The organism is Mariniflexile sp. (assembly GCF_052728615.1).
This window is the reverse complement of record NZ_JBFVFE010000062.1, coordinates 1-23,245: the sequence shown is the minus strand read 5'-3', so window position 1 is coordinate 23,245 and position 23,245 is coordinate 1. Positions and strand designations below refer to the sequence as shown.

The window sequence follows — 23,245 nt, the reverse complement described above, 5'->3', positions numbered from 1 at the left end:
CATCCTGTACATAATTATATTGGTACAAAGTATTGCCCCCAATCATCAACAACTTGTCTTCCAAAGGAATAACATCTTTAGATTGAATGTTCTTAAATTGTTTTACCATATATATTTTCAAAGGGTTTTCTTTATTAAAAAGCTTTAAACCAGCAGTTCCATCACAAATAAACAAGGTATTGTTTTTAATACCCAAACCATAAGGGTTTTCTAAGGTATATCGTGCGGCTAAAGTTGGTTTTGTTTTATCCTTAATATCAATAACTTCAAGTACACTTTCCTGTTCCCCACAATTATTTCCACCGCGCAAGGTCAAATAAGCATAATCACCATCAACAACTACAGGGTCGCACCCTGTCCAATGAACAAATTCAGACAAACGAGTTGGTTTTTCAGGATTCACTAAATCGTAAATATACATGCCATCCGTACTTCCAATATATAAATAACCATCTGCTTGAAACAACGTTTCTATGTTATTGCCGGCATAAAGAGAGCTTGCTAATGTTGGTTTTGTTAAATTACTGATATTGAATATAATCATTTCATGAGAGGCAACCGTATACAAATAATTATTAACAATTTGAAAACGCGCCAAAGAGCCACCTTGCCCTGTGGTGGATCCTTTTGTTCCTGAGTTCAGTGCAGCTCCTTCAAAAGCAAAATCAATTAAACGATTATCTATCTTCTCTCTTTTTTCTTTGGTAACTGTCCATCCAACAATAATATCGGTTTGGTAATTATACCCTTCATTATTAACAAATCTAGTCCCAAGAGGCATTTGAAAATTATAAATAGAAAATACATCTTCCAACCGTTGTTTTAAAGAAATCGAATTGATATTGGAAATATCAAAAACCAATAAATCGGTTGCGCTATCTGCGTATAAAAAATCATTCTTTACCGAGATGTCTTCATTCCCCGGTATCTTTAAATACTTTATTTTTTTTGGAAATTTAGGATTGGCATTATCGATAACATGAACCCCTTTGCCAACATCACTCACAAAAATATAATCTTTATAGGCATAAATTTTACCTGCTTTTTCAATATCCCGAGGAGTAACAATAGCAACAGATTTTCTAAATTCTGCTTTACTCATTATTTGAGGTGTGGCAACCTCTACAAACTCATAATTGGCATCATCTTTATCACAAGATAATGCACTTATAAAAATTAAGGACAAAAAAATATGCTTTAGTTTCATAGGAATATGGTTTAGTTTCAGTGGTCTGAACGTTTATTTTATAGATACACAAAGTGAAAAAAGGTTGCGTAAAATGAGTAAAAATATAAACTGCCATTCTGTCATAAAATATAAATTAGTTGTATCTTTGCAATCTTATTGAAGATGGGTCCCACTCAGTTATCGGGATAGTACACTATGGAAAAAATAATTGACGAAAATAAACAAGGCGAATCGTTGGTCCTTGAACAAAAAGAAAGTAACAAACGTAAACTTTTTATTGAAAGTTACGGGTGCGCCATGAATTTTAGCGATAGCGAAATTGTGGCTTCCATTTTAACAACCCAAGGTTATAACACCACCCAAAATCTAGAAGATGCCGATTTGGTTTTGGTAAACACCTGTTCTATACGCGACAAGGCAGAACAAACCGTTCGTAAACGTCTAGAAAAATACAACGCCGTAAAAAGAGATGTGAACCCTAAAATGAAAGTGGGCGTTTTGGGTTGTATGGCAGAACGCTTGAAAACAAAGTTTTTGGAAGAGGAAAAAATTGTGGATTTGGTTGTTGGCCCCGACGCCTATAAAGATTTACCAAACCTTTTAGCCGAAGTTGATGAAGGCAGGGATGCCATTAACGTGATACTTTCAAAAGATGAAACCTATGGCGATGTTTCACCCGTTCGATTGAATAGCAATGGTGTAACCGCTTTTGTATCCATTACCCGTGGTTGCGATAATATGTGCACGTTTTGCGTGGTGCCTTTCACACGAGGACGCGAACGCAGCAGAGACCCACAAAGTATTTTGGAAGAAGTCAACGATTTATGGAACAGAGGTTTTAAGGAAATCACGCTACTGGGTCAGAATGTGGATAGCTACCTTTGGTACGGTGGCGGTTTAAAAAAGGATTTTGATAAAGCTTCCGATTTGCAAAGAGCAACGGCTGTAACTTTTTCAAATTTATTGGAGCTATGTGCGAAGGCACAACCTAAAATGCGCATTCGTTTTTCAACCTCCAATCCACAAGATTTAACTATGGACGTGATTGAAACGATGGCTAAATACGATAATATTTGCAATCATATCCATTTACCGGTACAAAGTGGCAGCAACCGTATTTTAAAGGAAATGAACCGTTTGCACACTCGTGAGGAATACATGCAGTTGATTGATAATATTCGTAAAATCATTCCAGATTGTTCCATCAGTCAAGATATGATTGTTGGTTTCCCAACAGAAACTGAAGCAGATTTTCAAGATACGGTATCACTGATGGATTATGTGAAATACGATTTTGGATATATGTTTACGTATTCCGAACGCCCTGGGACTTTAGCAGAACGCAAAATGAAAGATGACGTTCCTGAAGAAACAAAAAAACGACGCCTTGCCGAAATTGTGGAGCTTCAACAAAAACATAGCGGCTATAGAACCAGACAAAACTTAAACACTATTGTTGAAGTTTTAATTGAAAAAGAATCCAAAAAATCGGATGCCCACTGGTCTGGAAGAACCAAACAAAATTTGGTAGCTGTTTTCCCAAAAGGCGATTATAAGATTGGCGATTTTGTAAATGTAAAAGTTACGGATTGCACGAGTGCAACACTCATTGGAAGCCCCCTTAGCCCCCCGAAGGGGGGACACAGACCCCAAAAAAATAATCAATATCTAATTTTAAAAAATTAAAATTTTTATGAAACAAACGATAGAAACAAAAAAATATAACGCCTTAAATTCCCCCATTTGGGGGTTAGGGGGCTATTCCCCCTTCGGGGGTTAGGGACCTATGGAATCTATTCAAGCTATAAAACAACGTTTTGGTATTATTGGTAATACGCAATCACTAAATCGTGCCATTGAAAAAGCCATTCAAGTGTCACCTACCGATATTTCGGTATTGGTTACCGGCGAAAGTGGCGTTGGGAAAGAAAGTATTCCAAAAATAATACATCAACTTTCCCACAGAAAACACAATAAATACATTGCCGTAAATTGTGGTGCGATTCCTGAAGGCACCATAGACAGTGAACTTTTTGGTCATGAAAAAGGCTCGTTTACAGGCGCCACCCAAACCCGGGAAGGCTATTTTGAAGTTGCCGATGGAGGCACTATTTTTTTGGATGAAGTCGGCGAATTGCCACTTACCACCCAAGTGCGTTTGTTGCGTGTTTTGGAAAATGGCGAGTTTTTAAAAGTGGGTTCCAGTAAAGTACAAAAAACAAACGTGCGCATTGTGGCAGCAACAAACGTGAATATGTTTGAAGCCATTGAAAAAGAGAAGTTTCGTGAAGATTTATATTATAGGTTAAGTACCGTTGATATTCATTTGCCACCGTTACGGGAACGTCAAGAAGATATCCATTTGCTTTTTAGGAAATTTGCAAGCGATTTTGCCTTAAAATACAAAATGCCAACCATTAAATTGACCGATGCAGCGGTACAAATGCTATTGAAACATCGTTGGGGCGGAAATATCCGTCAGTTACGAAATGTTGCAGAACAACTTTCGGTTTTAGAGCAAAACAGAACCATTTCTGCCGACACCTTAAAAAGTTATTTACCAACATCTGGCACCAATTTACCGGCGGTTATAAAAACATCCAAAGCAGAAAGCGATTTTAGCAGCGAGCGCGAAATTTTATATAAAGTCCTTTTTGATATGAAAAGCGATTTGAACGATTTGAAAAAGCTCACTTTAGAGCTCATGAAAAATGGCAATGGAAAGGATGTTGAAAAGAAGAATGAAAGTTTGATTCAAAAGATTTACGGAAATGATGATGAAGACGATGCCGATTATGAAGAAGATGCCACAGAAAATAACGAAGTTTTATCCATCCCTGAACATTCTTCAAATCATGATAAAAATGAACCCGTTTTAGATAAATATCATTTTGCAGAAGAAATTGAAGAAGAAGAAACCTTATCATTACATGACAAAGAACTGGAATTAATTAAAAAATCGCTTGAACGTCACAGCGGAAAGCGTAAATTAGCAGCCGCAGAATTAGGCATCAGCGAACGCACTTTATATAGAAAAATAAAACAATACGACTTGTAAAAAAAGTTTTCAGTCGCAGTTGCAGTAAACAGTTTATAAACAACAAATTACAAACATTACCGTTTAAAAACAAACTTTTGTCATTCCTGCGCAAGCAGGAATCCACTCAATTAAATGAAAACACGAAAATATACTTTTTACTTTTTACTTTTAACCTCTAACTTTTTACTTTCAGGTTGTGGTTTTTATTCGTTTACGGGCGCATCGGTACCAGCAGGCACCAAAACCTACCAAGTAAATCGTTTTGAAAATAATGCGCTTTTGGTAGAACCCGGTTTAGAACGCGATTTTAAAATTGCTTTAGAAGATTTGATTCAAAACCAGACCAATTTAACCTTGGTGCAATCCAATGGCGATTTGGTTTACGAAGGCGAAATAACAGAGTATCGCATTTCACCGACCACGGCAACATCAGAAAATACGGCGGCACAAAACAGATTGACCATTAGTGTTAAAGTTCGGTTTTTTAACAAAAAAAAAGAAGATGACGATTTAGAGCAAACCTTTTCGTTTTTTAAAGATTACCCAGGCAGTGCACAACTTGTTGGTGCACAAAAAGCCACGGCCCATGAAGAAATTTTTGAACGTATTACCCAGGATATTTTTAACGCAACCTTGGCGAAATGGTGATTTCAGTCACAGTTTTCAGTCGCAGATTTCAGTCACAGTTGTAATAAATAAAGAAAAGCAATAAACAATAAACCCGAAATAGTTCCCTCTCCTTTGGAGAGGGTTAGGGAGAGGAACCAATGAACAATACCGATTTTACATATTTGCTTCAAAACCCGCAAGGCATAACACATGTGCAAACGGAGGCTGTAAAATCCATTGTAGATGAGTTTCCTTATTTCCAATCGGCAAGAGCCTTATACCTAAAAGGTTTAAAAAATGAAAGCAGTTTTAAATATAATCAAGAATTAAAAATCACTGCTGCCTATACTACCGACAGAAGTATTTTATTCGATTTTATAACCTCGGAAGTATTCATTCAAAATAAAATTTCACAATTCATCAAACAAAATACAGCACATTTAAAAGATATTGACATTGATATTGAAGACATTTCAATAAATAAAAGTGTGAAAATTGATGAAGCCTTAAGGCAGCAAATAAAGGAAACCATTGGGGTTTTAGACCCTTCGTTGTTTGAGCCCAAAGAAGAACGCCCAAAAAACAGGGTGAGTTTTGTTTTGGATGAATCGAAAACCATCGAACCAGTTCCTGAAGGATCGAAAACACAAGACGCATCAGCAACAGATACTTTAAAACTTGGCAAACCACTTGAATTTGACAAAAGCGAAACACATTCGTTTAACGAATGGCTGAAACTGGCGCGCATTGCTCCCATTAAAAGAGAAAAAGAATCAGTTAAGGAAACAATTGAAACAGACATGTCGGCTTCAACGATTGAGAAATCCAAAAAATTCGAACTCATTGAAAAATTCATTACCGAAAATCCTAAGATAAATCAATTAACGGCAACGTCTTCAAAAACAAATCTTGCAGAAGCACAAATGATACAACCCGAAGCATTAATGACCGAGACTTTGGCACGTATTTATGTGGAACAGAAAAATTACAAAAAGGCCATTCAATCTTATAAAATTTTAAGTTTGAAATATCCAGAAAAAAGTAGTTTCTTTGCAAACCAAATTAAGGCAGTACAACAATTACAAGAACAAAATAACAAGAAATAATGAGTACGTTTACAATATTTTTAGCATTGATAGTAGTGGTGGCATTTTTACTGATTGTAGTAATCATGGTCCAAAACCCTAAAGGAGGCGGATTATCATCTTCTTTTGGAGGTGGTGGCACACAACAATTGGGCGGTGTAAAAAAGACTACCGATTTTTTGGATAAAAGCACCTGGTATTTGGCAACCCTTTTGTTGGCGTTAATTTTACTTTCAAATGTGGCTATTAACAGAGGTGGGAAAAGTGCTGATTCTAAAGCTTTGGATCCAGATGCCACAACAAGCCAACCGTTACCAACACCTGCAAAAACAACTAATGACGCTGCGCCTTTACAGAATCCAGCTAAATAATTTATGTTGATATAAAACAAAAAATGCCAACTTATTGAGTTGGCATTTTTTGTTGCTGTAAGTTTGTCAGTTTCCAAGCCTTGGCATGCTTTTAGAATAGTATATACGCATTAACATTAATTTTTAAACTTAAAAATATAATACAAATGGCATTAAACATCAAACCATTAGCAGACCGTGTTCTTATTGAACCTGCTCCAGCTGAAACTAAAACAGCATCAGGAATCATCATTCCAGATAACGCTAAAGAAAAACCCCAAAAAGGAACTGTAGTTGCTGCCGGCAAAGGCACCAAAGACGAGCCTATTACCGTAAAAGTTGGCGATACTGTTTTATATGGTAAATATGCTGGAACCGAACTTAAATTAGAAGGCACAGATTATTTAATGATGCGCGAAAGCGACATACTGGCAATAATCTAAAAGCCCACCCTAACCCTCCCTAAGGGAGGGAAATATAACCTTAAAATATTAATCGTTCCAAAACTTTAAACTTTTAAACTTGGAACTTAAAACTTAAATAAACATGGCAAAAGATATAAAATTTGATATTGATGCACGCGACGGTTTAAAACGTGGTGTGGATGCATTGGCAAATGCAGTAAAAGTAACGTTAGGGCCTAAAGGCCGTAATGTTATTATTAGTAAATCATTCGGCGCACCCCAAGTTACCAAAGATGGTGTTACGGTTGCAAAAGAAATTGAGTTAAAAGACCCTCTTGAAAATATGGGCGCCCAAATGGTAAAAGAAGTAGCCTCTAAAACCAACGATTTAGCTGGTGACGGTACTACAACGGCTACCGTTTTAGCACAAGCAATTGTAAAGGAAGGTTTAAAAAATGTGGCTGCCGGTGCTAATCCCATGGATTTAAAACGCGGCATAGACAAAGCTGTTGAAGCTATTGTTAAGGATTTAGAAAAACAATCCAAAAAAGTAGGCAACTCTTCTGAAATGATCAAACAAGTGGCTTCTATTTCTGCTAACAACGATGATACTATTGGCGATTTAATAGCGAAAGCATTTGGTAAAGTGGGTAAAGAAGGTGTTATCACGGTTGAAGAAGCAAAAGGCATGGAAACGTATGTGGATGTTGTTGAAGGCATGCAATTTGACAGAGGGTATTTATCTCCTTACTTTGTAACAGACACCGATAAAATGCTTGTGGATTTAGACAATCCATACATTTTATTGTTCGACAAAAAGATCTCTAACTTACAAGAAATCCTTCCTATATTGGAACCAGTAGCACAATCTGGTCGTCCATTATTAATTATTGCTGAAGATGTTGACGGACAAGCACTTGCTACTTTGGTAGTAAATAAATTACGTGGTGGATTAAAAATTGCTGCTGTAAAAGCCCCAGGTTTTGGAGACAGACGTAAAGCCATGCTTGAAGATATCGCTATTTTAACTGGCGGAACCGTTATTTCTGAAGAAAGAGGTTTTACTTTGGAAAATGCCGATTTAAGTATGCTAGGTACTGCCGAAACGGTTACTGTGGATAAAGACAATACAACCATAGTAAACGGCTCTGGAGATGCCAAGGACATTAAAGGAAGGGTTAACCAAATTAAAGCCCAAATTGATATTACCACAAGTGATTATGATAAAGAAAAACTTCAAGAGCGTTTAGCAAAATTAGCCGGCGGTGTTGCCGTTCTTTATGTAGGAGCAGCTTCTGAAGTGGAGATGAAAGAGAAAAAAGACCGTGTTGATGATGCGTTACATGCTACAAGAGCAGCTGTTGAAGAAGGCATTGTTGCTGGTGGTGGTGTTGCTTTGGTAAGAGCAAAATCGGTTTTAGAAAAAATAACGACTGAGAATTTAGACGAAGTCACTGGTATACAAATTGTAGCACGTGCCATAGAATCACCTTTACGCACCATTGTTGAAAATGCGGGCGGCGAAGGCAGCGTTGTGGTTGCTAAAGTGATGGAAGGTAAAGGTTCATTTGGTTACGATGCCAAGTCTGAAACTTATGTAGATATGTTGAAAGCCGGTATTATCGATCCTAAAAAAGTAACCCGTATTGCTTTAGAGAACGCCGCTTCGGTTGCTGGAATGATTCTTACCACAGAGTGCGCTTTAATTGATGTTAAAGAAGAATCGGCAGGACATCCACCAATGGGTGGCGGTATGCCGGGAATGATGTAATGGCGAATCGCCATAGATGAATTATTAAAAACGCTTCAATTTTTTGAGGCGTTTTTTTATGGTATTATACAACCCTCTTATTTAAAACTTCATTGAGCAACCCCATGGCAACATACAAAACAGGAGAGATTAAAATTTCCTGAATACTGCTCGCAAATAATCTTAGGTTTAAACTTATTTGAAAAACAAACAAATCAAATAGGCCCAAAGAGGTAATTATAAATAATCCCGTAATATGGACTAAATGCCAAATGGAGGACATCCATGTAACAGTTAATTTCCCAAGGTGGAATGTTCCAACAAAGTAAACAGCTACTGTGGCCAAAAATTTAATAGCATGCCTTACTTTTGAAGGTAGTACTAAATCACTGTTTTCCTCAAAAAAAACATAATAACAAGTATAAATGATAAGAATAAAGATAAGTCCCGATATAAAACGAACTTTATCCGATTTGTACAGATTCATTTTTCAAATGTATTTTACGACTAAATACCACCCAAATTAAAAACGTTGCGGTATATATCATAATTTTAAACACATAATGATGTGCGACCTCGAAATAGGCGTGAAAATATTCTCGCAAATAAATTAGTCCTACGCATCTCATAATGTTAATGATGTCGAGTAGCACGACTCCAATAACAATGTACAGTATTTTACGTACAATTTTAGAAGGCATACAAACAATAAAACCAATATACAACACTAACAATTCCAAACCATTGCAAGCCTGGGCTATATTTAAAACTTTATAATTGTTATGGTAAATTGCAGAACTTAAGTGCTCTATGGTCCGATTCCCTAAAACCTCTTGATAAATTTCTTCCTTTGCAGTAAAACCCGATAAAGCAGTAAAATTATTTAGAACCCATACAGAGGATGTGCCCACATGGTTTGTCAAAACATTATCCACAGTATTAGAACTTAATAAAGAGATCCCATAAACAATTTTCCAAAGTATAAAAAACAATAAGGCTTTTCCTAGAAAAAGCCTTATTGGTAATGGAATATCGTTTTTTAATGATTTAAAATTTATCATTTTTCTTGTCGCGCAATTTTTTGACTCCTAAAGCAGCAGCTCCAATCAACAAGATGCCAAGACCGCCATCTAATGGAACAGAATCTCCTCCACCTTGGTTACCTCCACCTCCATGGCTACCATGGTTGCCACCGCCTTGATGGTTACCTCCACCTGAAATTGCTTTAAGCAAATCCCTAAGCCATCCCCATGTCAATGCATATTGGGCAGTGGAAGTAGCATATAAATTAGTAGATAGCGCATTAACACTGGCCGAGCTTGTATTAACACTGGTTGATACTGCACTTACGTTTACAGAAGTAGTCGCATGAATGTTACTGGAAAATGTAAAGGCAAATATTATTACAAATATTGTAATGGTTTTTAAAAACGTTTTACTTAGAGTTTTCATATAATAATGGATTTGATTAATAGCTATACTAAAATAGAGACAAATTTGATTGTATGATAATTTTTTCGATAAAAACACCTTTTTCTTCCTTAAAAAACTTTTCGTACAAAAACAGTCTTAGACCAGCTACCTTTTTAACCGATAAAATACTTTTTACCATACACTTCAATAAAAAATCCAATAATGAAAATAGGCAAAATAATAAGTTATAGTTTATCTGCTAAAATCCAAAAAGCCCTAAGTTTCTTAAATCAATACTTTATATTACATTTACACTATAATATTTTTCCACATTGATATCGCCAACTTCCATAGACCAAGTATTTGAAACCGCCCGTGTTGAGGAGGTTATTGGCGATTTTGTAAATCTGAAGAAATCGGGCAGTAACTTTAAAGGGTTAAGTCCGTTTAGCGACGAACGTTCTCCCAGTTTTATGGTATCGCCCGTAAAACAAATATGGAAAGATTTTAGTAGTGGCAAAGGCGGTAATGTAGTGGCTTTTTTAATGGAGCATGAGCATTTTACCTATCCGGAAGCCATAAAATACCTCGCTAAAAAATACAATATTGAAATTGAGGAAACCGAACAAAGCAACGAACAAAAAGAACAGGCCAACGAAAAAGAAAGTCTGTATTTGGTTAGTGAGTTTGCAAACACATATTTTCAAAAAATACTGCATAAAACCGACCAAGGGAAATCGATTGGATTAAGTTATTTTAAAGCACGTGGCTTTACCGATGAATCCATTAAAAAATTCGATTTAGGGTATTCCCTTAATGAATGGCAAGCTTTTACAGATGAAGCCTTAAAACAAGGTTACAACATTGATTATTTAGAAAAAACAGGCCTCACCATTGTAAAAGACGACAAACGCTTTGACAGATTTAAAGGGCGTGTAATGTTCCCCATTAAAAGCATGAGCGGGCGTGTTTTAGGCTTTGGCGGACGCATTTTAATCAATGACAAGAAAGCTGCCAAATATGTAAACTCGCCCGAAAGTGATATTTACCATAAAAGCAATGTGCTGTACGGTATTTTTCATGCCAAACAAAGCATTGCAAAAGAAGATAATTGTTATTTGGTTGAAGGCTATACCGATGTGGTTCAATTCCATCAAACAGGGATCACGAATGTGGTGGCTTCTTCTGGTACCGCTTTAACATCAGAGCAAATACGGTTAATTAACAGGCTCACCAAAAATATCACGGTACTTTTTGATGGCGATGCAGCAGGAATGCGCGCATCCCTTCGAGGCATTGACCTTATTTTGGAACAAGGGATGAACGTGAAGGTCTGCACATTTCCTGAAGGCGAGGACCCCGATAGTTTTGCCAAGCAAAATACGCTTGAAGAGCTTACTGCCTATTTAAAGGAAAATGCCAAAGATTTCATTCAGTTTAAAGCCTCTATTTTATTTGAGGAAACTAAAAACGACCCTATTAAAAAAGCAGAAACGGTAAGGGATATTGTAAATAGTATTTCCAAAATCCCAGACCGCATCAAAAAGGAAATCTATATCCAGGAATGTTCCCGGATCATGGACATTAGTGAGGAAGTATTGTTTAGCACGCTAGCCCAAATCAATAAAAGGGAACATCAAGAAGAAAACAAGCAGTATAAAAGTGAGCAAAAAGCTTTTGAGGTTATAAAACACCAACAACCCATTGAAAAAGTTGACACACAATACATTTTAGAGAAAAAAATAATTGAAGTCTTATTGCTGTATGGCAATAGAACGGAATCTTTTGAAGATTTAATTTTAAAAGAAAATGAAAAGGGCGACCTGATTCTAGAACCCGTTATCCACCAAGCAAAAGTATTTGAAAAAGTGTTTTTAGACCTTCAAGATGACGAGATGGAATTTACAAATACGCAGTTCAAAACGCTTTATTACATCATTATTGACACGCTAAACCAAAATCCAGAGTTTGAACTTAAAAACTTTGTTAATTTGGTAGATGCTGAAATGGGCAACGAAATTTCGCATATCTTGATGGAAGATGAGCGCTATACCTTAGATAACTGGCAACGTATGAATATTTTTCCAAAAGAAAAAACCCATAGCGTTGCGCAATTAGTAAGTGAAACGATACTAAGTCTTCGTTGTTTTTTGATAGAGCAAAAAGTAAAACAGTTTCAACAAGAAACATTAACAAACAAATCAGATGTTAATAAAAATATCCTTGAAGAAGTAAAAGATTACTCGGGCTTAAAAATGCTGCTATCCCGAAAACTAAATAGGGTTTTATAATTCTGAGTTAAGTTTTGCTTGACTGACTAAATCGACCAGATTAGTAACTTTCAATTTACGCATTAAGCGTGCTTTGTAAGTACTCACCGTTTTTTCGTTAATATCAAGTTCTTTGGAAATCTCTTTGTTTTTCCTACCAATGGTCAAAAGTTTCAAAACCTCTGCTTCTCTGGTTGAAAGTTTTTTGTAGAAATTACCACCTTTATTAACTCGGTTACCGAAAGCCAATTGTTGTGTTAAATCATTGCTTAAATAAATACCGCCATCAACAACTTTCAAAATAGCCTCATTGATGGTAATTACGTTTACTGATTTATGGATGTATCCATAAGCACCAGCTTTAATGGCGTTTACGGCATACACTTCCTCAGGTTGGCCACTAAGAATAATGGTTTTAACGTTGGGGTAATCATGTTTTAAATATCTTAAAACTGTTAAACCGTTTAGCTTAGGTAGGTCGGCTTCAGTTAAAATAATATCTACTGGGTGTTTCTTGATGTATTCTAAAATGGCATCGCCATTATCAACACTTGCAACAATTTTAATGTTGGAAGATGCTGAAAAAAGTACTTCAAGTCCTTTTCTTGTGATTGGGTGGTTGTCTGCTATCAATAATTTTATCATAATTTTATAAGCTTTTTTTATAATAGGGTTAGAGAGAATATTATATTGAGAGAATAAGCTTGCCGTAAAAGTAGTGAATTAATATATAATATGCAATAGCTAAATTAAATGTTTAGGGATTTCGCAAATTGGTATAGGAAGCATCTTGTGTTTGTTGTTTTTATTAAACCGTTTGTATATTTTAAACACCAATTGTTCCCTACCCATAAAGTCTGTTTCCAGCTTTCCCTTTTCATCCATATCCATGGCCCATTCAAGTTCAGGATATGATGCCCCTATCTGCTCTTCGTCACTTCTGGCATCCCCAAACAAACCATCACTTGGTGCTGCTTCCATAATGGATTCCGGTACTTTTAAAAATGTGCCCAACTCATATACTTCAGATTTCATTAAATCGGCTATGGGGCTTAAATCAACGCCGCCATCACCATATTTTGTATAGAACCCAACGCCAAAATCTTCCACTTTATTTCCTGTGCCCGCTACCAATAGTTTGTAAAGTCCAGCATAATAATATAGGGCCGTCATGCGCAAACGTGCTCTGGTATTGGCCAAAGCCATATCAACGGTAGCTTGGTCGCCATCAAAAAAAACCTCAGCTTCAAAGGCTTCAAAAACAGGCGTTAAATCGGTTCGGGCATCACTTACGTTATCAAAACGGGCCATTAATTGCTTTATATGTTCTTGTGCCCTTGTTACATGGCTTTCGGCTTGGCGAATGGGCATTTCCAAACATAATACATCCATACCTGTTTTAGCGCACAACGTAGAGGTTACCGCAGAGTCTACACCGCCCGAAACACCAACAACAAAACCATTGACACCCGCATTTGTAGCGTAATCTTTTAACCAATTGACTATATAGTTTACAACTTTTTCTGTTTGCATATTAAACGAATTTAAAACTAAGAATACTACCTTTGCAAACAAAAATAAACCAAACGCCCAATTAATAAAAATTTATGGCCTTTAAGTTTTATATGAAGCATTCATAATTTAATTCCAGCTTTATGGCAGGCAGGTCCAATCCATTAAAAAAATATGAACAGATGAAACATGCATTATTTTTTTTAATACTGATATCTCTAACTTTTTCTTGTAAAAAAGATAGTGGGTTGGAAAAAAACATCGCTAAAATTAATTTGGATGCCAAAATTGAAAGATTTGACCTTTTCTTTGCCAAAGTGTCACCCAAAACTTTGCCTAATTTAAAAATAGCTTATCCTTTTATGTTTTCTGAAAAATACAAGGATTCTTTTTGGATTGCCAAAGCAAACGATACTTTACAGATTGGGTTGTTCAAGGAAGTGGAAAAAACCTTTATGCATTTTGATAATATAAAACTTGAGATTGAATCGTTGTTCAACCACATAAAATATTACTTTCCAGAGTTTCATACGCCAAGGATCATTACCACAACAAGCGATGTGGATTACAGAAACCGCATAATCGTTACCGATACTATTGCCGTAATAGCTTTAGATACCTATTTAGGCAGCAACCATGAGTTTTACGAAAACATCCCAAAATACTTAAGGGAAGATTTAAAAAAGGAACAGATAGCAGTAGATTTAGCCAACGAATATGCCAAAAAGTACATCTACCAACCACAGAGTAAAACTTTTTTGGATGAAATGATTTATTTTGGGAAGCAGCTATATTTTAACGATGTTGTTATTCCGTTTAAAACAGAAGCGGCACGTATTGGCTACACCCCAGAACAACTGGATTGGGCCATGGCGAACGAAAGTTATGTTTGGCGTTACTTTATTGAACATGAACTGCTTTTTAGTACAGATACCAAACTAATTGGAAGATTTATAACGCCCGCTCCCTTTTCCAAATTTTATTTGGAAGGTATCGATTCTGAATCTCCAGGACGTTTAGGGCAATACATAGGGTGGCAAATAGTGAGAGCCTATATGCAACAAAATGAGGTGCCCTTAAAAGATATGCTGATAAAAAGCCCCGAAGAAATTTTTAACAATTCAAAGTTTAAACCCCGTAAATAATGTCGAAAAAAACAACTTCCAAAATAGAATTGAACGTAGAACTTGATGCGAACAGAGTGCCTGAAAAACTTTATTGGACAGCGCAAGATGGCGGCATTACCAATAAAGAGGCCAAAGCCATGATGCTTGCTGTTTGGGACTCTAAAACACAAGAAACCTTGCGGATTGATTTATGGACCAAAGATATGCCCGTTGATGAAATGAAAGTATTTTTTCATCAAACATTGGTAGCTATGAGCGATACGTTTAATAGAGCCACACAAGATGAAAAAATGACCGCAACCATGAAAGATTTTTGCGATTATTTTGCTGAAAAGTTGGAGATTAAGAAGTAGTTTATATTCATTCCAGTTTATTATCTATTTCACTTATAATTTATTCATTCCAGTTTGGCTTTAGCCAACTGAAACTGAACTTGAACTTGAACTTGAATCTGAACCATCTTTCATCAATTGGAATCCGTAATGTTTTTCAAATATTTTTATTTCTTCAATAAAACTTTGCTTGCCATGATGGGCTTCTTGCTTTTTAATATAATTTTCTATTCTGATTCTATCCTTTTCACTTACAGAAACTGCCCAATAGTCATTCTGCCATTGAAACTTTTCTGCTGTCATTTTTTCATGGTTTAGCCAATAGCTGCTTTCTCCTTTTATCAATTGTGCCACTTGTGCTATGGATTGCTCCTTACCCAACGAAACTAAACAATGTAAATGGTCTGTCCAACCATTTATAGATTGTAAATAAATATTTTTCTCTTTGCAGTTTTCTATAATGTGCCTACACATTTTTCTTCTCACTTCCGTTTGCAAGTAAGGAGTTCTATTTTTTGTTGAAAAAACTAAATGAACCCAAATTTGTACCCAAGACATCTCATTTTGTTTTAAATATCACATGCTAATCTAATAATTTGTGGTGGCTAAAGCCATTTTTTCTTTTTATTTTATTTTCAGTTCAGTTGGCTGAAGCCAACTGCAATGAATACTGCTTATGTTGGCTGAAGCCAAATGCAATGAATACTGCTTATGTTGGCTGAAGCCAAATGCAAAGAATACAACAACTTTAAATTACCACTGATTAATCCTATCGGAATCCAACTTAACGAAAATAAAAAGTAAAATAGCGAATCCCCAAAGCCCGGAGCCACCATAACTAAACAGCGGTAACGGAATACCAATGGTAGGTATCAAACCCATTACCATGCCTATATTTATAAAAAAGTGCATAAAGAAAATGGCTGCCACACCATAACCATACATCCTACTAAATTGAGAGCGTTGCAATTCCGCCAAATGAAGTATCCGCAATAGCAGTAACACAAACACAATAATTACGGCTGCACTTCCTGCAAAGCCCCATTCTTCGCCTACGGTACTAAAAATATAATCGGTATGCTGTTCTGGCACGAATTTACCTGTAGTTCTGGTACCTTCTAGAAACCCTTTTCCTGTCAAACCTCCCGAGCTAATGGCTTTTTCAGATTCATTTAAATTATAAGCGATGGTTTTTTTCATCCGCTCCAATTTTTCAGGATCTTTTTCAAGGCTCAACCATATAGTGATTCGGTCTTTTTGATGAAAAGGCAGCAGTTCGTCATAAAAATACCTAACCCCAAAAGAAATTAATATACTTATTAATATGATAGCAATAGGCTGAATGAATAGTGGTTTTCTTTTTCTGGTAAAATGGTACCCCAAAACAATCAGCACAATAATTACAGAGGTAATTAGTACCCCGAATTTCAACGAAAAAAGACTTACGATGATGAGCAGTAAAGCTACAATTAAATATATGGGAGACAAGCCTTCTCTATAAAGCACAAAAATAAAACCGCCATACACCAAGGTACTTCCCGCATCTTTTTGAAGCAACACCAATACAGCGGGTAAACCTATAAGCGCAAAAACGCTTATAAGGTCTTTTGTTCTTTTTATATCGGTGTTTAAGTCGCTCACAAACTTAGCCACAGCCAATGCCGTTGCCGCTTTCGCAAACTCACTGGGCTGCAGGGTCATACCGCCTATAGCGTACCAAGATGTGGCACCATTCACATTTTTCCCGAACACAAAAAGCCCCACGAGCGACAGCATGGAAATAATATAGATAACACTTGAGAAACGTTCATAAAACTTAGATTCAATGGCAAGAATAAGCACAATTAACCCGAGTGTTAAAAAAATAAACATGAGTTGTTTGCCATAAGGCTGTGAGAAATCGAAGTAATTTAAAGTGTCTCCGGAATGGGAAGCCGATACAATATTCAACCACCCAAAACCAACCAACAAAAGGAACAGAATAATAGTAATCCAATCAAATTTGTAATACTTGCTAGCTTCGGTAATCATTAATGTGGATTCTCTTGTTTAAAAGTTGTTTCTGTTTATAAATTTGCTCCTCGGTTTTTCTTTATGTCCTCGGGGTTTCTCGATTTGCTATTTAACTGATTTAATAAATCTTTAAGTTCTTTATATTCTGCTTCTCCAACAACTTCTAAAGTACTGTTCCTGTTAATACCAAAAGGCTGTCCGGAATAGGGTTTTTTATATTCATGCTCTAAAGTATGCTTTAAAATCCAATCTTCCAGATCTACTCTTGTAATGGTGTCATTTAGGTATTTTTCAATCATTAAACTGGCTATTTTACCTGCAAATCGAGCACCAAAATAGCCGTTTTCAACAAAAACAGCCAATGCAATTTTAGGATTGTCTTTAGGAGCAAATGCCACAAAAATAGAGTGGTCTGTAAGTTGCATACGCTGCCCATTCACTTTCACGAAGTTTTCGGCAGTACCTGTTTTTCCACAAATCTCAATGCCTTTTACTTGAACAGCGGCGGCTGTACCATGATTATACACATCGAACATGCCCTGAACTATAGGCTCAAAATGCTCTTTGTTTATAGTGGTATGATTGGGGGTAACGTATTTTGAATCTATAGTATGCCCTTCAATATGCTTAATGATGTGAGGCGTGTAATAATACCCACGATTGCTAATGGCTGCCGCCATATTTGCCAACTGTATAGGGGTTGTAAGCACCTCGCCTTGCCCAATAGCGTTGGAAATATTGAAAGTACTCCCCCAGCGGTTTTTGCCATAAAGTTGATCGTACGTTTTGCTAGAGGGTATTTTACCGGGTTGCCCTACCGATAAGTCATTGTTCAAATAATCTCCTAAACCAAAACTTTTTATATGGTTACTCCAAATATCCATGCCTACGGCCGGATCTTTTGTTTTATCAATTATTCTTCGGTAAACATTCGCAAAATAAGCGTTGCAAGAATTATAGATACCGCCGTTCATGGCCAACGGACTTGGATGACTGTGACAGCCCATCTTTCGGCCTCCATAACTGTAACCCATGTTACAAGAAAACCGATCTTCGGTAGTTACCACTCCCTCCTGTAGCCCAATGAGGGCACTCATTATTTTGAAAGGAGACCCCGGGGGATACATGGCCTGAAGACCCCTGTCGTATAAAGGTTTGTTGATGCTATCGTTGTATAATTTTGAAAAATTAGCCGACCGTTGCCTACCAACCAATAGATTCGGATTGTAAGTTGGCGTGGAAACCATGGCCAAAATTTCGCCCGTACTAGGCTCTATGGCAACAATGCCACCATGTTTATTTTGCATCAGCAATTCGCCATACGCTTGAAGATGCGCATCTATGGTTATGGTAATATCGCTACCGGGTTTTGGCAATGTATCGAACATGCCATCTTTATAAGGTCCCAAATCTCTGTTAAACCGGTCTTTTTGAATTACCTTAAGCCCCTTTACTCCGCGCAATATTTTTTCGTAAGATGTTTCAATGCCTTGTTTACCTATCATGTCACCCATTTTATAGTAGGGATCTTTGGCTATTATGGCATCATTTACTTCGCCAATATCACCCAACACATTGGCCCCAATGGTGGTCTCATAATGCCTTAAGGAACGTTTTTGAATATAAAAGCCTTCAAACTTTCTCATTTTTTCCTGTAAACTGGCATAATCTTCCTTTGATAAATTCGGGATAAAAACTGAAGGCAACCAAGAAGAATAATGGTATGCCTTATCAAACATTCTAATAAAATCTTCCTTTTCTATTTTAAGCAGTCTACAAAATTCCAACGTATCCAATGGCTTTACTTCCCTAGGAATAAACATCACGTCGTATGACGGTTGGTTGGATACCAGAAGTTCACCGTTTCTATCAAAAACGAACCCCCGTTTTGGATAATCATAGACTTTTCTAAGCGCATTATCGCTGAATATATCATGCACATGTCCGCCATAGACTTGCAAATAAAAAAGTCTGCCTACAAATATAAGACCAACAAGCCCTATGGTTACTGCCAATAAAAATCGTCTCATTTCGCTTTTTTACTAAAAATTATGGTTGCCAATACAATTAATAATATAGTAAAAATACTTGAAAATAATGTTTTTTGAAGTACAAAAACAATTTTTGAAACGTTAAACATTTCTAAAAAAAACAAAATAAAGTGATGTAAAAAGGTAAGTATGGTTAAATAGGTAAGTTTTTCGCCAAACTCCACGGTATTAAATTTGATAGTTTGGTGTTCGTAAATAACTCCAAACGAAAACTTTAATATTACGGGCCGTATATAAGCTATAAAAACACTTGCAGCCGCATGGATACCACCGGTATCTGAAAAAACATCTATGGACAACCCTAAAAAAAAACTTAAAAAAATGATGATGAGCCGATTGTTTTTCACAGGAAACAAGGCTATGAACATGACGTAAATGTACGGGTTTATGTATCCCAAAAAGTTGATGTTGTTAAATAAAATAACTTGCAAAAACACCAACGAAATAAATCGGGCCGTATGTACAAATACCGTATTATTCATCTATTCCCGTATTTAACAGACTATTAATCTCCGCTGCATCACTGTTTTCAATAGTATAAACGTATTCAAGATTGGTCATATCATTGAAAAGCTTAATATTGATTTCATAATAATTTTCTGCGGCATCCAATTTAAAATCATTGATGACACCTATTGGGATGCCTTTCGGAAAAATGGAAGAACGCCCAGAGGTTACAATAGTATCGCCTTTAGCAACAGGCGCAATTTTAGGAATATCGATAAGTTGCACAAAATAAGAGGATTTGGCATCCCATGAAAGCGTACCAAAATGGTTCGTTTTTTTAAGTTGCGCACTAATTTTACTTGTAGTATTTAAAACTGAAATAACCGTGGCATAGTGTTTACTTGTTCTATCGACAATACCTACGATACCTTTAGAGCTTATAACGCCTAAATCCGGTTTTAAACCATCATCTTTTCCTTTATTTAAAAGAAGCACATTATGGACACCTGAATAACTGTTTTTTAAAACACTTGACAAGGTAAATTTATAAGTTCCCGTGTAAGAAACCGTATCTAAATATGTAGAGTCCTTTTTATTTTCAGAATTGAACAAAAGCATTTTCAACCGATTGTTTTCTTCGGCCAATACTTTGTTTTGCGACTTTAAACTTAAATATTCCGTAAAATTGTTAACGGAGTTGTAAATACCTCCGGTTAAAAAATTGGCAGAATTGATAAACTTACTTTTATGGTAAGAATGTGTTTGGACCGTAAAAACAAAAGCAAGTGAAAATAGCAACAAGGACAACAAAAAGTTTTTGTTTCTTATTATAAAATTAATAATCTGCTGCATTTTTTATCGGTGTCTCCCTATTTTATAAGTACACTTTTGTATTTAGCTAAATTTTTAAGCGTAATACCGGTACCTCTAACTACGGCGCGCAAAGGATCTTCGGCTATATAAACCGGCAAGTCTGTTTTTTGCGATAAACGCTTGTCCAAACCTCTTAACATAGAACCACCACCGGCTAAGTAAATACCCGTGTTATAAATATCGGCAGCTAGTTCCGGCGGTGTTTGCGATAAGGTTTCCATAACCGCATCTTCAATACGCAAAATAGATTTATCCAACGCTTTTGCAATTTCCCTAAAAGAAATGGAAACTTGTTTTGGTTTACCTGTCAATAAATCACGTCCTTGAACGCTCATATCTTCCGGTGGCAGATCCAAATCTTCGGTAGCGGCACCGATCTGTATTTTTATTTTTTCCGCAGTACGCTCGCCCACATACAAGTTGTGTTGCGTGCGCATGTAGTAAACAATATCATTTGTAAATACGTCACCGGCAATTTTAACCGATTTATCGCACACAATACCACCTAATGCAATTACGGCAATTTCGGTAGTACCTCCACCTATATCCACCACCATATTCCCTTTAGGTTGCATAATATCAACGCCAATACCAATAGCCGCAGCCATAGGCTCGTGTATTAAATATACCTCTTTACCGTTTACGCGTTCGGCACTTTCTTTTACCGCACGCATCTCAACTTCTGTTATGCCCGACGGAATGCAAACCACCATACGGAGCGCAGGCGTAAAAAATTTCTTTTTTAAAGCCGGTATGTTTTTAATGAACATACTTATCATTTGTTCCGACGCATCAAAATCGGCGATAACCCCATCTTTTAAGGGACGGATGGTTTTGATGTTTTCATGGGTTTTACCCTGCATCAAACTCGCTTCCTGCCCCACGGCAATAATTTTTCCGGAAATTCTATCGCGTGCCACAATCGAAGGCGCGTCAACCACAACCTTGTCGTTATGTATAATAAGTGTATTTGCTGTACCTAAATCTATTGCAATTTCTTCGGTTAGGAAGTCAAAAAAGCCCATAAGCCAAAAGTGATATTAGAAGTTTAATAAACGGATTGCGTAAATGTAATAAAAGTTAATAAATATTTTGAGGTTTAATAGTGTTCAAATTTTTTTTAAATAATATACCCATAAATTGTATGCGTTTCATCGATTTAATTTTTGGGGCACCTGCCTTCCGGCCTAATGCAAAACCCATTGCCATGTTAACTTCATGTTAAAAATAACACTGCGTTTAAACCTTTTATAATTCTCCAAGTCCTAATAGCAATGAAACATAAAATATATTAAAAATGAAAAAACTTATAGCAATTGCAATCGTTTTGATCTCTCTTCAAGGCATTGCACAAGAAGAAAGAAAAGCGCGTCCCAACCATCAAGAAAGAGCGCAAAAGATGCAGGATCTATCCCCGGATGAAGTAGCGACCCTCCAAACAAAAAAAATGACACTCCATTTGGATTTAAATGAAAAACAGCAAAAGGACGTCTACAAAATAAACCTTGAAAATGCTACCAAACGTAAAGACATGATGGCAACCATGAAAGCAAAGCAAGAAAGCGGACAGATGGAAAAACCTTCAAAAGAACAACGTCTTGCCATGCAAAATGCCAAGTTAGACCATCAAATTGCCATGAAAGCAAAAATGAAATCCATATTAAATGCCGACCAATTTGCCAAATGGGAAAAAGCGCAAGCAAAAATGGCTAGTAGAGAAAAAGGCATGGAAAGAAGCGAAGGCAAAAAACATGGCGAAAGAACCCCAAAACAGGGATAAAATTGGTTTAGTTAGTTTAGTTGATTATAGTTAGTTTGTTAATGGAAACGCATTTCTTTAGTTTGAAATGCGTTTTTTAATTCAGATCTGTCAGGTTTAGCAGCAAGTTCCTCCCCTTTTTACTGGGAGATACCTTTATACACAGAGATATTTAAATTTACTCGTTACTCCTTTAGCCGTAATCTTAAAATTCCTCCCCTTTTTTCAAGGGGAGAGCTTGTACCGAATTTTAGGTATGCCGATAGGCGGAGGAGTCAATATTATTATATTTGTAGCATCAAAAATTAAAAAATGAACACACTCATCCTCAACATAGAAACCGCCACCACCAATTGTTCCGTAGCGCTTTCGCGGAATGGACAAACCATCATCTTAAAGGAAGATTACGACAAAAACTACTCGCATGCCGAACGTTTGCATGTATATATCGATGCCGTTTTAAATGAAGCAAGCATCACCTCAAAAGATTTAGATGCCATAGCCATTAGCAAAGGCCCGGGTTCTTACACAGGCTTGCGTATTGGTGTTTCCGCGGCAAAAGGACTTTGTTTTGCTTTAGATATACCGTTGATCTCTGTTTCTACGCTAGAAGCTTTGGCGCATCAGGTTAATTGTAACGACGGTGTTATTATTGCCATGTTGGATGCGCGCCGTATGGAAGTATATGCCACTGTTTTCGATTCAAGCCACCATCAAATAAGAGAAACCGAAGCACAAATTATAGATGAAACTTCTTTTAATGATTATTTAGAAAAAGACCAAGTATATTTTATTGGTAACGGTGTTGAAAAAACAAAAGCAACAATCCATCACCCCAATGCTGTTTTTATTGAAAATAAACTGCCATCAGCAAACAACATGGGTTTATTGGCTTATAATAAATACAAAATAAACGACTTTGAAGATATCGCTTATTTTGAACCTTATTATTTAAAGGATTTTATGGCTTTAAAACCCAGTAAGAATTAAAAGATTTTTAAATAGTAAATATGCTGTCCGT

At 36.4% G+C, this 23,245-nt stretch carries 24 protein-coding genes; 12 read left to right on the top strand and 12 right to left on the bottom strand.

Features of this window, described 5'->3' with window-relative positions:
• On the bottom strand, positions 1 to 1,207 hold a 1,207-nt coding region (locus ACU1LP_RS16705; protein ID WP_445736840.1), incomplete at its 3' end, for an LVIVD repeat-containing protein.
• 177 nt (positions 1,208 to 1,384) lie between these two features.
• On the opposite strand from ACU1LP_RS16705, the gene miaB reads away from it, so the two are divergent.
• The 7 genes from miaB to groL all read left to right on the top strand — a co-directional run bounded on the left by miaB (position 1,385) and on the right by groL (position 8,448).
• Positions 1,385 to 2,875: a tRNA (N6-isopentenyl adenosine(37)-C2)-methylthiotransferase MiaB gene (miaB, locus tag ACU1LP_RS16700; protein ID WP_445734970.1), complete on the top strand. Its 1,491-nt coding sequence runs from the start codon at positions 1,385 to 1,387 to the stop codon at positions 2,873 to 2,875.
• A gap of 100 nt (positions 2,876 to 2,975) precedes the next feature.
• The gene (locus tag ACU1LP_RS16695; RefSeq protein ID WP_445736839.1) at positions 2,976 to 4,247 is read left to right on the top strand and encodes a sigma 54-interacting transcriptional regulator; all 1,272 of its coding nucleotides are present in this window, start codon (positions 2,976 to 2,978) and stop codon (positions 4,245 to 4,247) included.
• 114 nt (positions 4,248 to 4,361) lie between these two features.
• Entirely contained in the window at positions 4,362 to 4,877 is a 516-nt protein-coding gene (gene lptE, locus ACU1LP_RS16690; protein ID WP_445736838.1) for an LPS assembly lipoprotein LptE, read from the top strand.
• Between the two features lie 119 nt (positions 4,878 to 4,996).
• Positions 4,997 to 5,944: a hypothetical protein gene (locus ACU1LP_RS16685; protein WP_445736837.1), complete on the top strand. Its 948-nt coding sequence runs from the start codon at positions 4,997 to 4,999 to the stop codon at positions 5,942 to 5,944.
• A complete protein-coding gene (gene secG / locus ACU1LP_RS16680) occupies positions 5,944 to 6,294 on the top strand; it encodes a preprotein translocase subunit SecG (protein ID WP_445736836.1) in 351 nt (116 codons plus the stop codon). The genes ACU1LP_RS16685 and secG overlap by 1 nt, the downstream gene beginning before the upstream one ends.
• 146 nt (positions 6,295 to 6,440) lie before the next feature.
• Complete coding sequence (locus ACU1LP_RS16675; protein WP_445736835.1) at positions 6,441 to 6,716, top strand: co-chaperone GroES; 276 nt, start codon at positions 6,441 to 6,443, stop codon at positions 6,714 to 6,716.
• Between the two features lie 103 nt (positions 6,717 to 6,819).
• Positions 6,820 to 8,448: a chaperonin GroEL gene (gene groL / locus ACU1LP_RS16670; RefSeq protein ID WP_445736834.1), complete on the top strand. Its 1,629-nt coding sequence runs from the start codon at positions 6,820 to 6,822 to the stop codon at positions 8,446 to 8,448.
• Between the two features lie 64 nt (positions 8,449 to 8,512).
• Here the strand turns inward: groL and ACU1LP_RS16665 are convergent, their stop codons facing one another.
• From ACU1LP_RS16665 to ACU1LP_RS16655, 3 genes are read right to left on the bottom strand one after another with little or no spacing between them, the layout of a single operon-like run.
• Complete coding sequence (locus ACU1LP_RS16665) at positions 8,513 to 8,914, bottom strand: hypothetical protein (RefSeq protein WP_445736833.1); 402 nt, start codon at positions 8,912 to 8,914, stop codon at positions 8,513 to 8,515.
• On the bottom strand, positions 8,892 to 9,488 hold the full coding sequence (locus ACU1LP_RS16660; protein WP_445733239.1) for a hypothetical protein: 597 nt from the start codon (positions 9,486 to 9,488) through the stop codon (positions 8,892 to 8,894). The genes ACU1LP_RS16665 and ACU1LP_RS16660 overlap by 23 nt, the downstream gene beginning before the upstream one ends.
• Positions 9,475 to 9,879, bottom strand: coding sequence for a PID-CTERM protein-sorting domain-containing protein (locus ACU1LP_RS16655; protein ID WP_445736832.1), 405 nt, complete (start codon positions 9,877 to 9,879; stop codon positions 9,475 to 9,477). The genes ACU1LP_RS16660 and ACU1LP_RS16655 overlap by 14 nt, the downstream gene beginning before the upstream one ends.
• A gap of 293 nt (positions 9,880 to 10,172) precedes the next feature.
• Here ACU1LP_RS16655 and dnaG point away from each other — a divergent pair, with 293 nt between their 5' ends.
• Entirely contained in the window at positions 10,173 to 12,131 is a 1,959-nt protein-coding gene (gene dnaG, locus ACU1LP_RS16650; protein WP_445732059.1) for a DNA primase, read from the top strand.
• Here dnaG and ACU1LP_RS16645 read toward each other — a convergent pair.
• Together ACU1LP_RS16645 and nadE are read right to left on the bottom strand one after the other, a co-directional pair.
• Positions 12,126 to 12,755, bottom strand: a complete 630-nt coding sequence (locus tag ACU1LP_RS16645; protein ID WP_445732060.1) for a response regulator — start codon at positions 12,753 to 12,755, stop codon at positions 12,126 to 12,128. The genes dnaG and ACU1LP_RS16645 overlap by 6 nt on opposite strands.
• 99 nt (positions 12,756 to 12,854) lie before the next feature.
• A complete protein-coding gene (gene nadE / locus ACU1LP_RS16640; RefSeq protein ID WP_445734004.1) occupies positions 12,855 to 13,643 on the bottom strand; it encodes an NAD(+) synthase in 789 nt (262 codons plus the stop codon).
• Between the two features lie 161 nt (positions 13,644 to 13,804).
• Here nadE and gldB point away from each other — a divergent pair, with 161 nt between their 5' ends.
• A complete protein-coding gene (gene gldB, locus ACU1LP_RS16635) occupies positions 13,805 to 14,767 on the top strand; it encodes a gliding motility lipoprotein GldB (protein ID WP_445734003.1) in 963 nt (320 codons plus the stop codon).
• Positions 14,767 to 15,102 carry a gliding motility protein GldC gene (gene gldC / locus ACU1LP_RS16630; RefSeq protein WP_445732063.1) on the top strand — a complete coding sequence of 112 codons (336 nt, stop codon included), beginning with the start codon at positions 14,767 to 14,769 and terminating at the stop codon, positions 15,100 to 15,102. The genes gldB and gldC overlap by 1 nt, the downstream gene beginning before the upstream one ends.
• 60 nt (positions 15,103 to 15,162) lie before the next feature.
• On the opposite strand, the gene tnpA is transcribed toward gldC, so the two are convergent.
• From tnpA to ACU1LP_RS16600, 6 genes are all read right to left on the bottom strand, one after another.
• Positions 15,163 to 15,639 (bottom strand): IS200/IS605 family transposase, encoded by a 477-nt coding sequence (gene tnpA / locus ACU1LP_RS16625; RefSeq protein WP_445732064.1) that lies wholly within the window; start codon positions 15,637 to 15,639, stop codon positions 15,163 to 15,165.
• A 195-nt stretch (positions 15,640 to 15,834) separates the two neighbouring features.
• Entirely contained in the window at positions 15,835 to 17,112 is a 1,278-nt protein-coding gene (gene rodA / locus ACU1LP_RS16620; protein ID WP_445732065.1) for a rod shape-determining protein RodA, read from the bottom strand.
• Between the two features lie 35 nt (positions 17,113 to 17,147).
• Positions 17,148 to 19,124: a penicillin-binding protein 2 gene (gene mrdA, locus ACU1LP_RS16615; RefSeq protein ID WP_445732066.1), complete on the bottom strand. Its 1,977-nt coding sequence runs from the start codon at positions 19,122 to 19,124 to the stop codon at positions 17,148 to 17,150.
• Positions 19,121 to 19,627, bottom strand: coding sequence for a rod shape-determining protein MreD (locus ACU1LP_RS16610; protein WP_445732067.1), 507 nt, complete (start codon positions 19,625 to 19,627; stop codon positions 19,121 to 19,123). The genes mrdA and ACU1LP_RS16610 overlap by 4 nt, the downstream gene beginning before the upstream one ends.
• Positions 19,620 to 20,444, bottom strand: coding sequence for a rod shape-determining protein MreC (mreC, locus tag ACU1LP_RS16605; RefSeq protein ID WP_445732068.1), 825 nt, complete (start codon positions 20,442 to 20,444; stop codon positions 19,620 to 19,622). Before mreC ends, ACU1LP_RS16610 begins: the two co-directional genes overlap by 8 nt.
• A gap of 17 nt (positions 20,445 to 20,461) precedes the next feature.
• Entirely contained in the window at positions 20,462 to 21,490 is a 1,029-nt protein-coding gene (locus ACU1LP_RS16600) for a rod shape-determining protein (RefSeq protein ID WP_132217861.1), read from the bottom strand.
• A gap of 272 nt (positions 21,491 to 21,762) precedes the next feature.
• Here ACU1LP_RS16600 and ACU1LP_RS16595 point away from each other — a divergent pair, with 272 nt between their 5' ends.
• Both ACU1LP_RS16595 and tsaB read left to right on the top strand, forming a co-directional pair.
• Positions 21,763 to 22,245, top strand: a complete 483-nt coding sequence (locus ACU1LP_RS16595) for a hypothetical protein (RefSeq protein WP_445732069.1) — start codon at positions 21,763 to 21,765, stop codon at positions 22,243 to 22,245.
• Between the two features lie 291 nt (positions 22,246 to 22,536).
• Complete coding sequence (tsaB, locus tag ACU1LP_RS16590; protein ID WP_445732070.1) at positions 22,537 to 23,214, top strand: tRNA (adenosine(37)-N6)-threonylcarbamoyltransferase complex dimerization subunit type 1 TsaB; 678 nt, start codon at positions 22,537 to 22,539, stop codon at positions 23,212 to 23,214.
• Positions 23,215 to 23,245 lie beyond the last annotated feature (31 nt).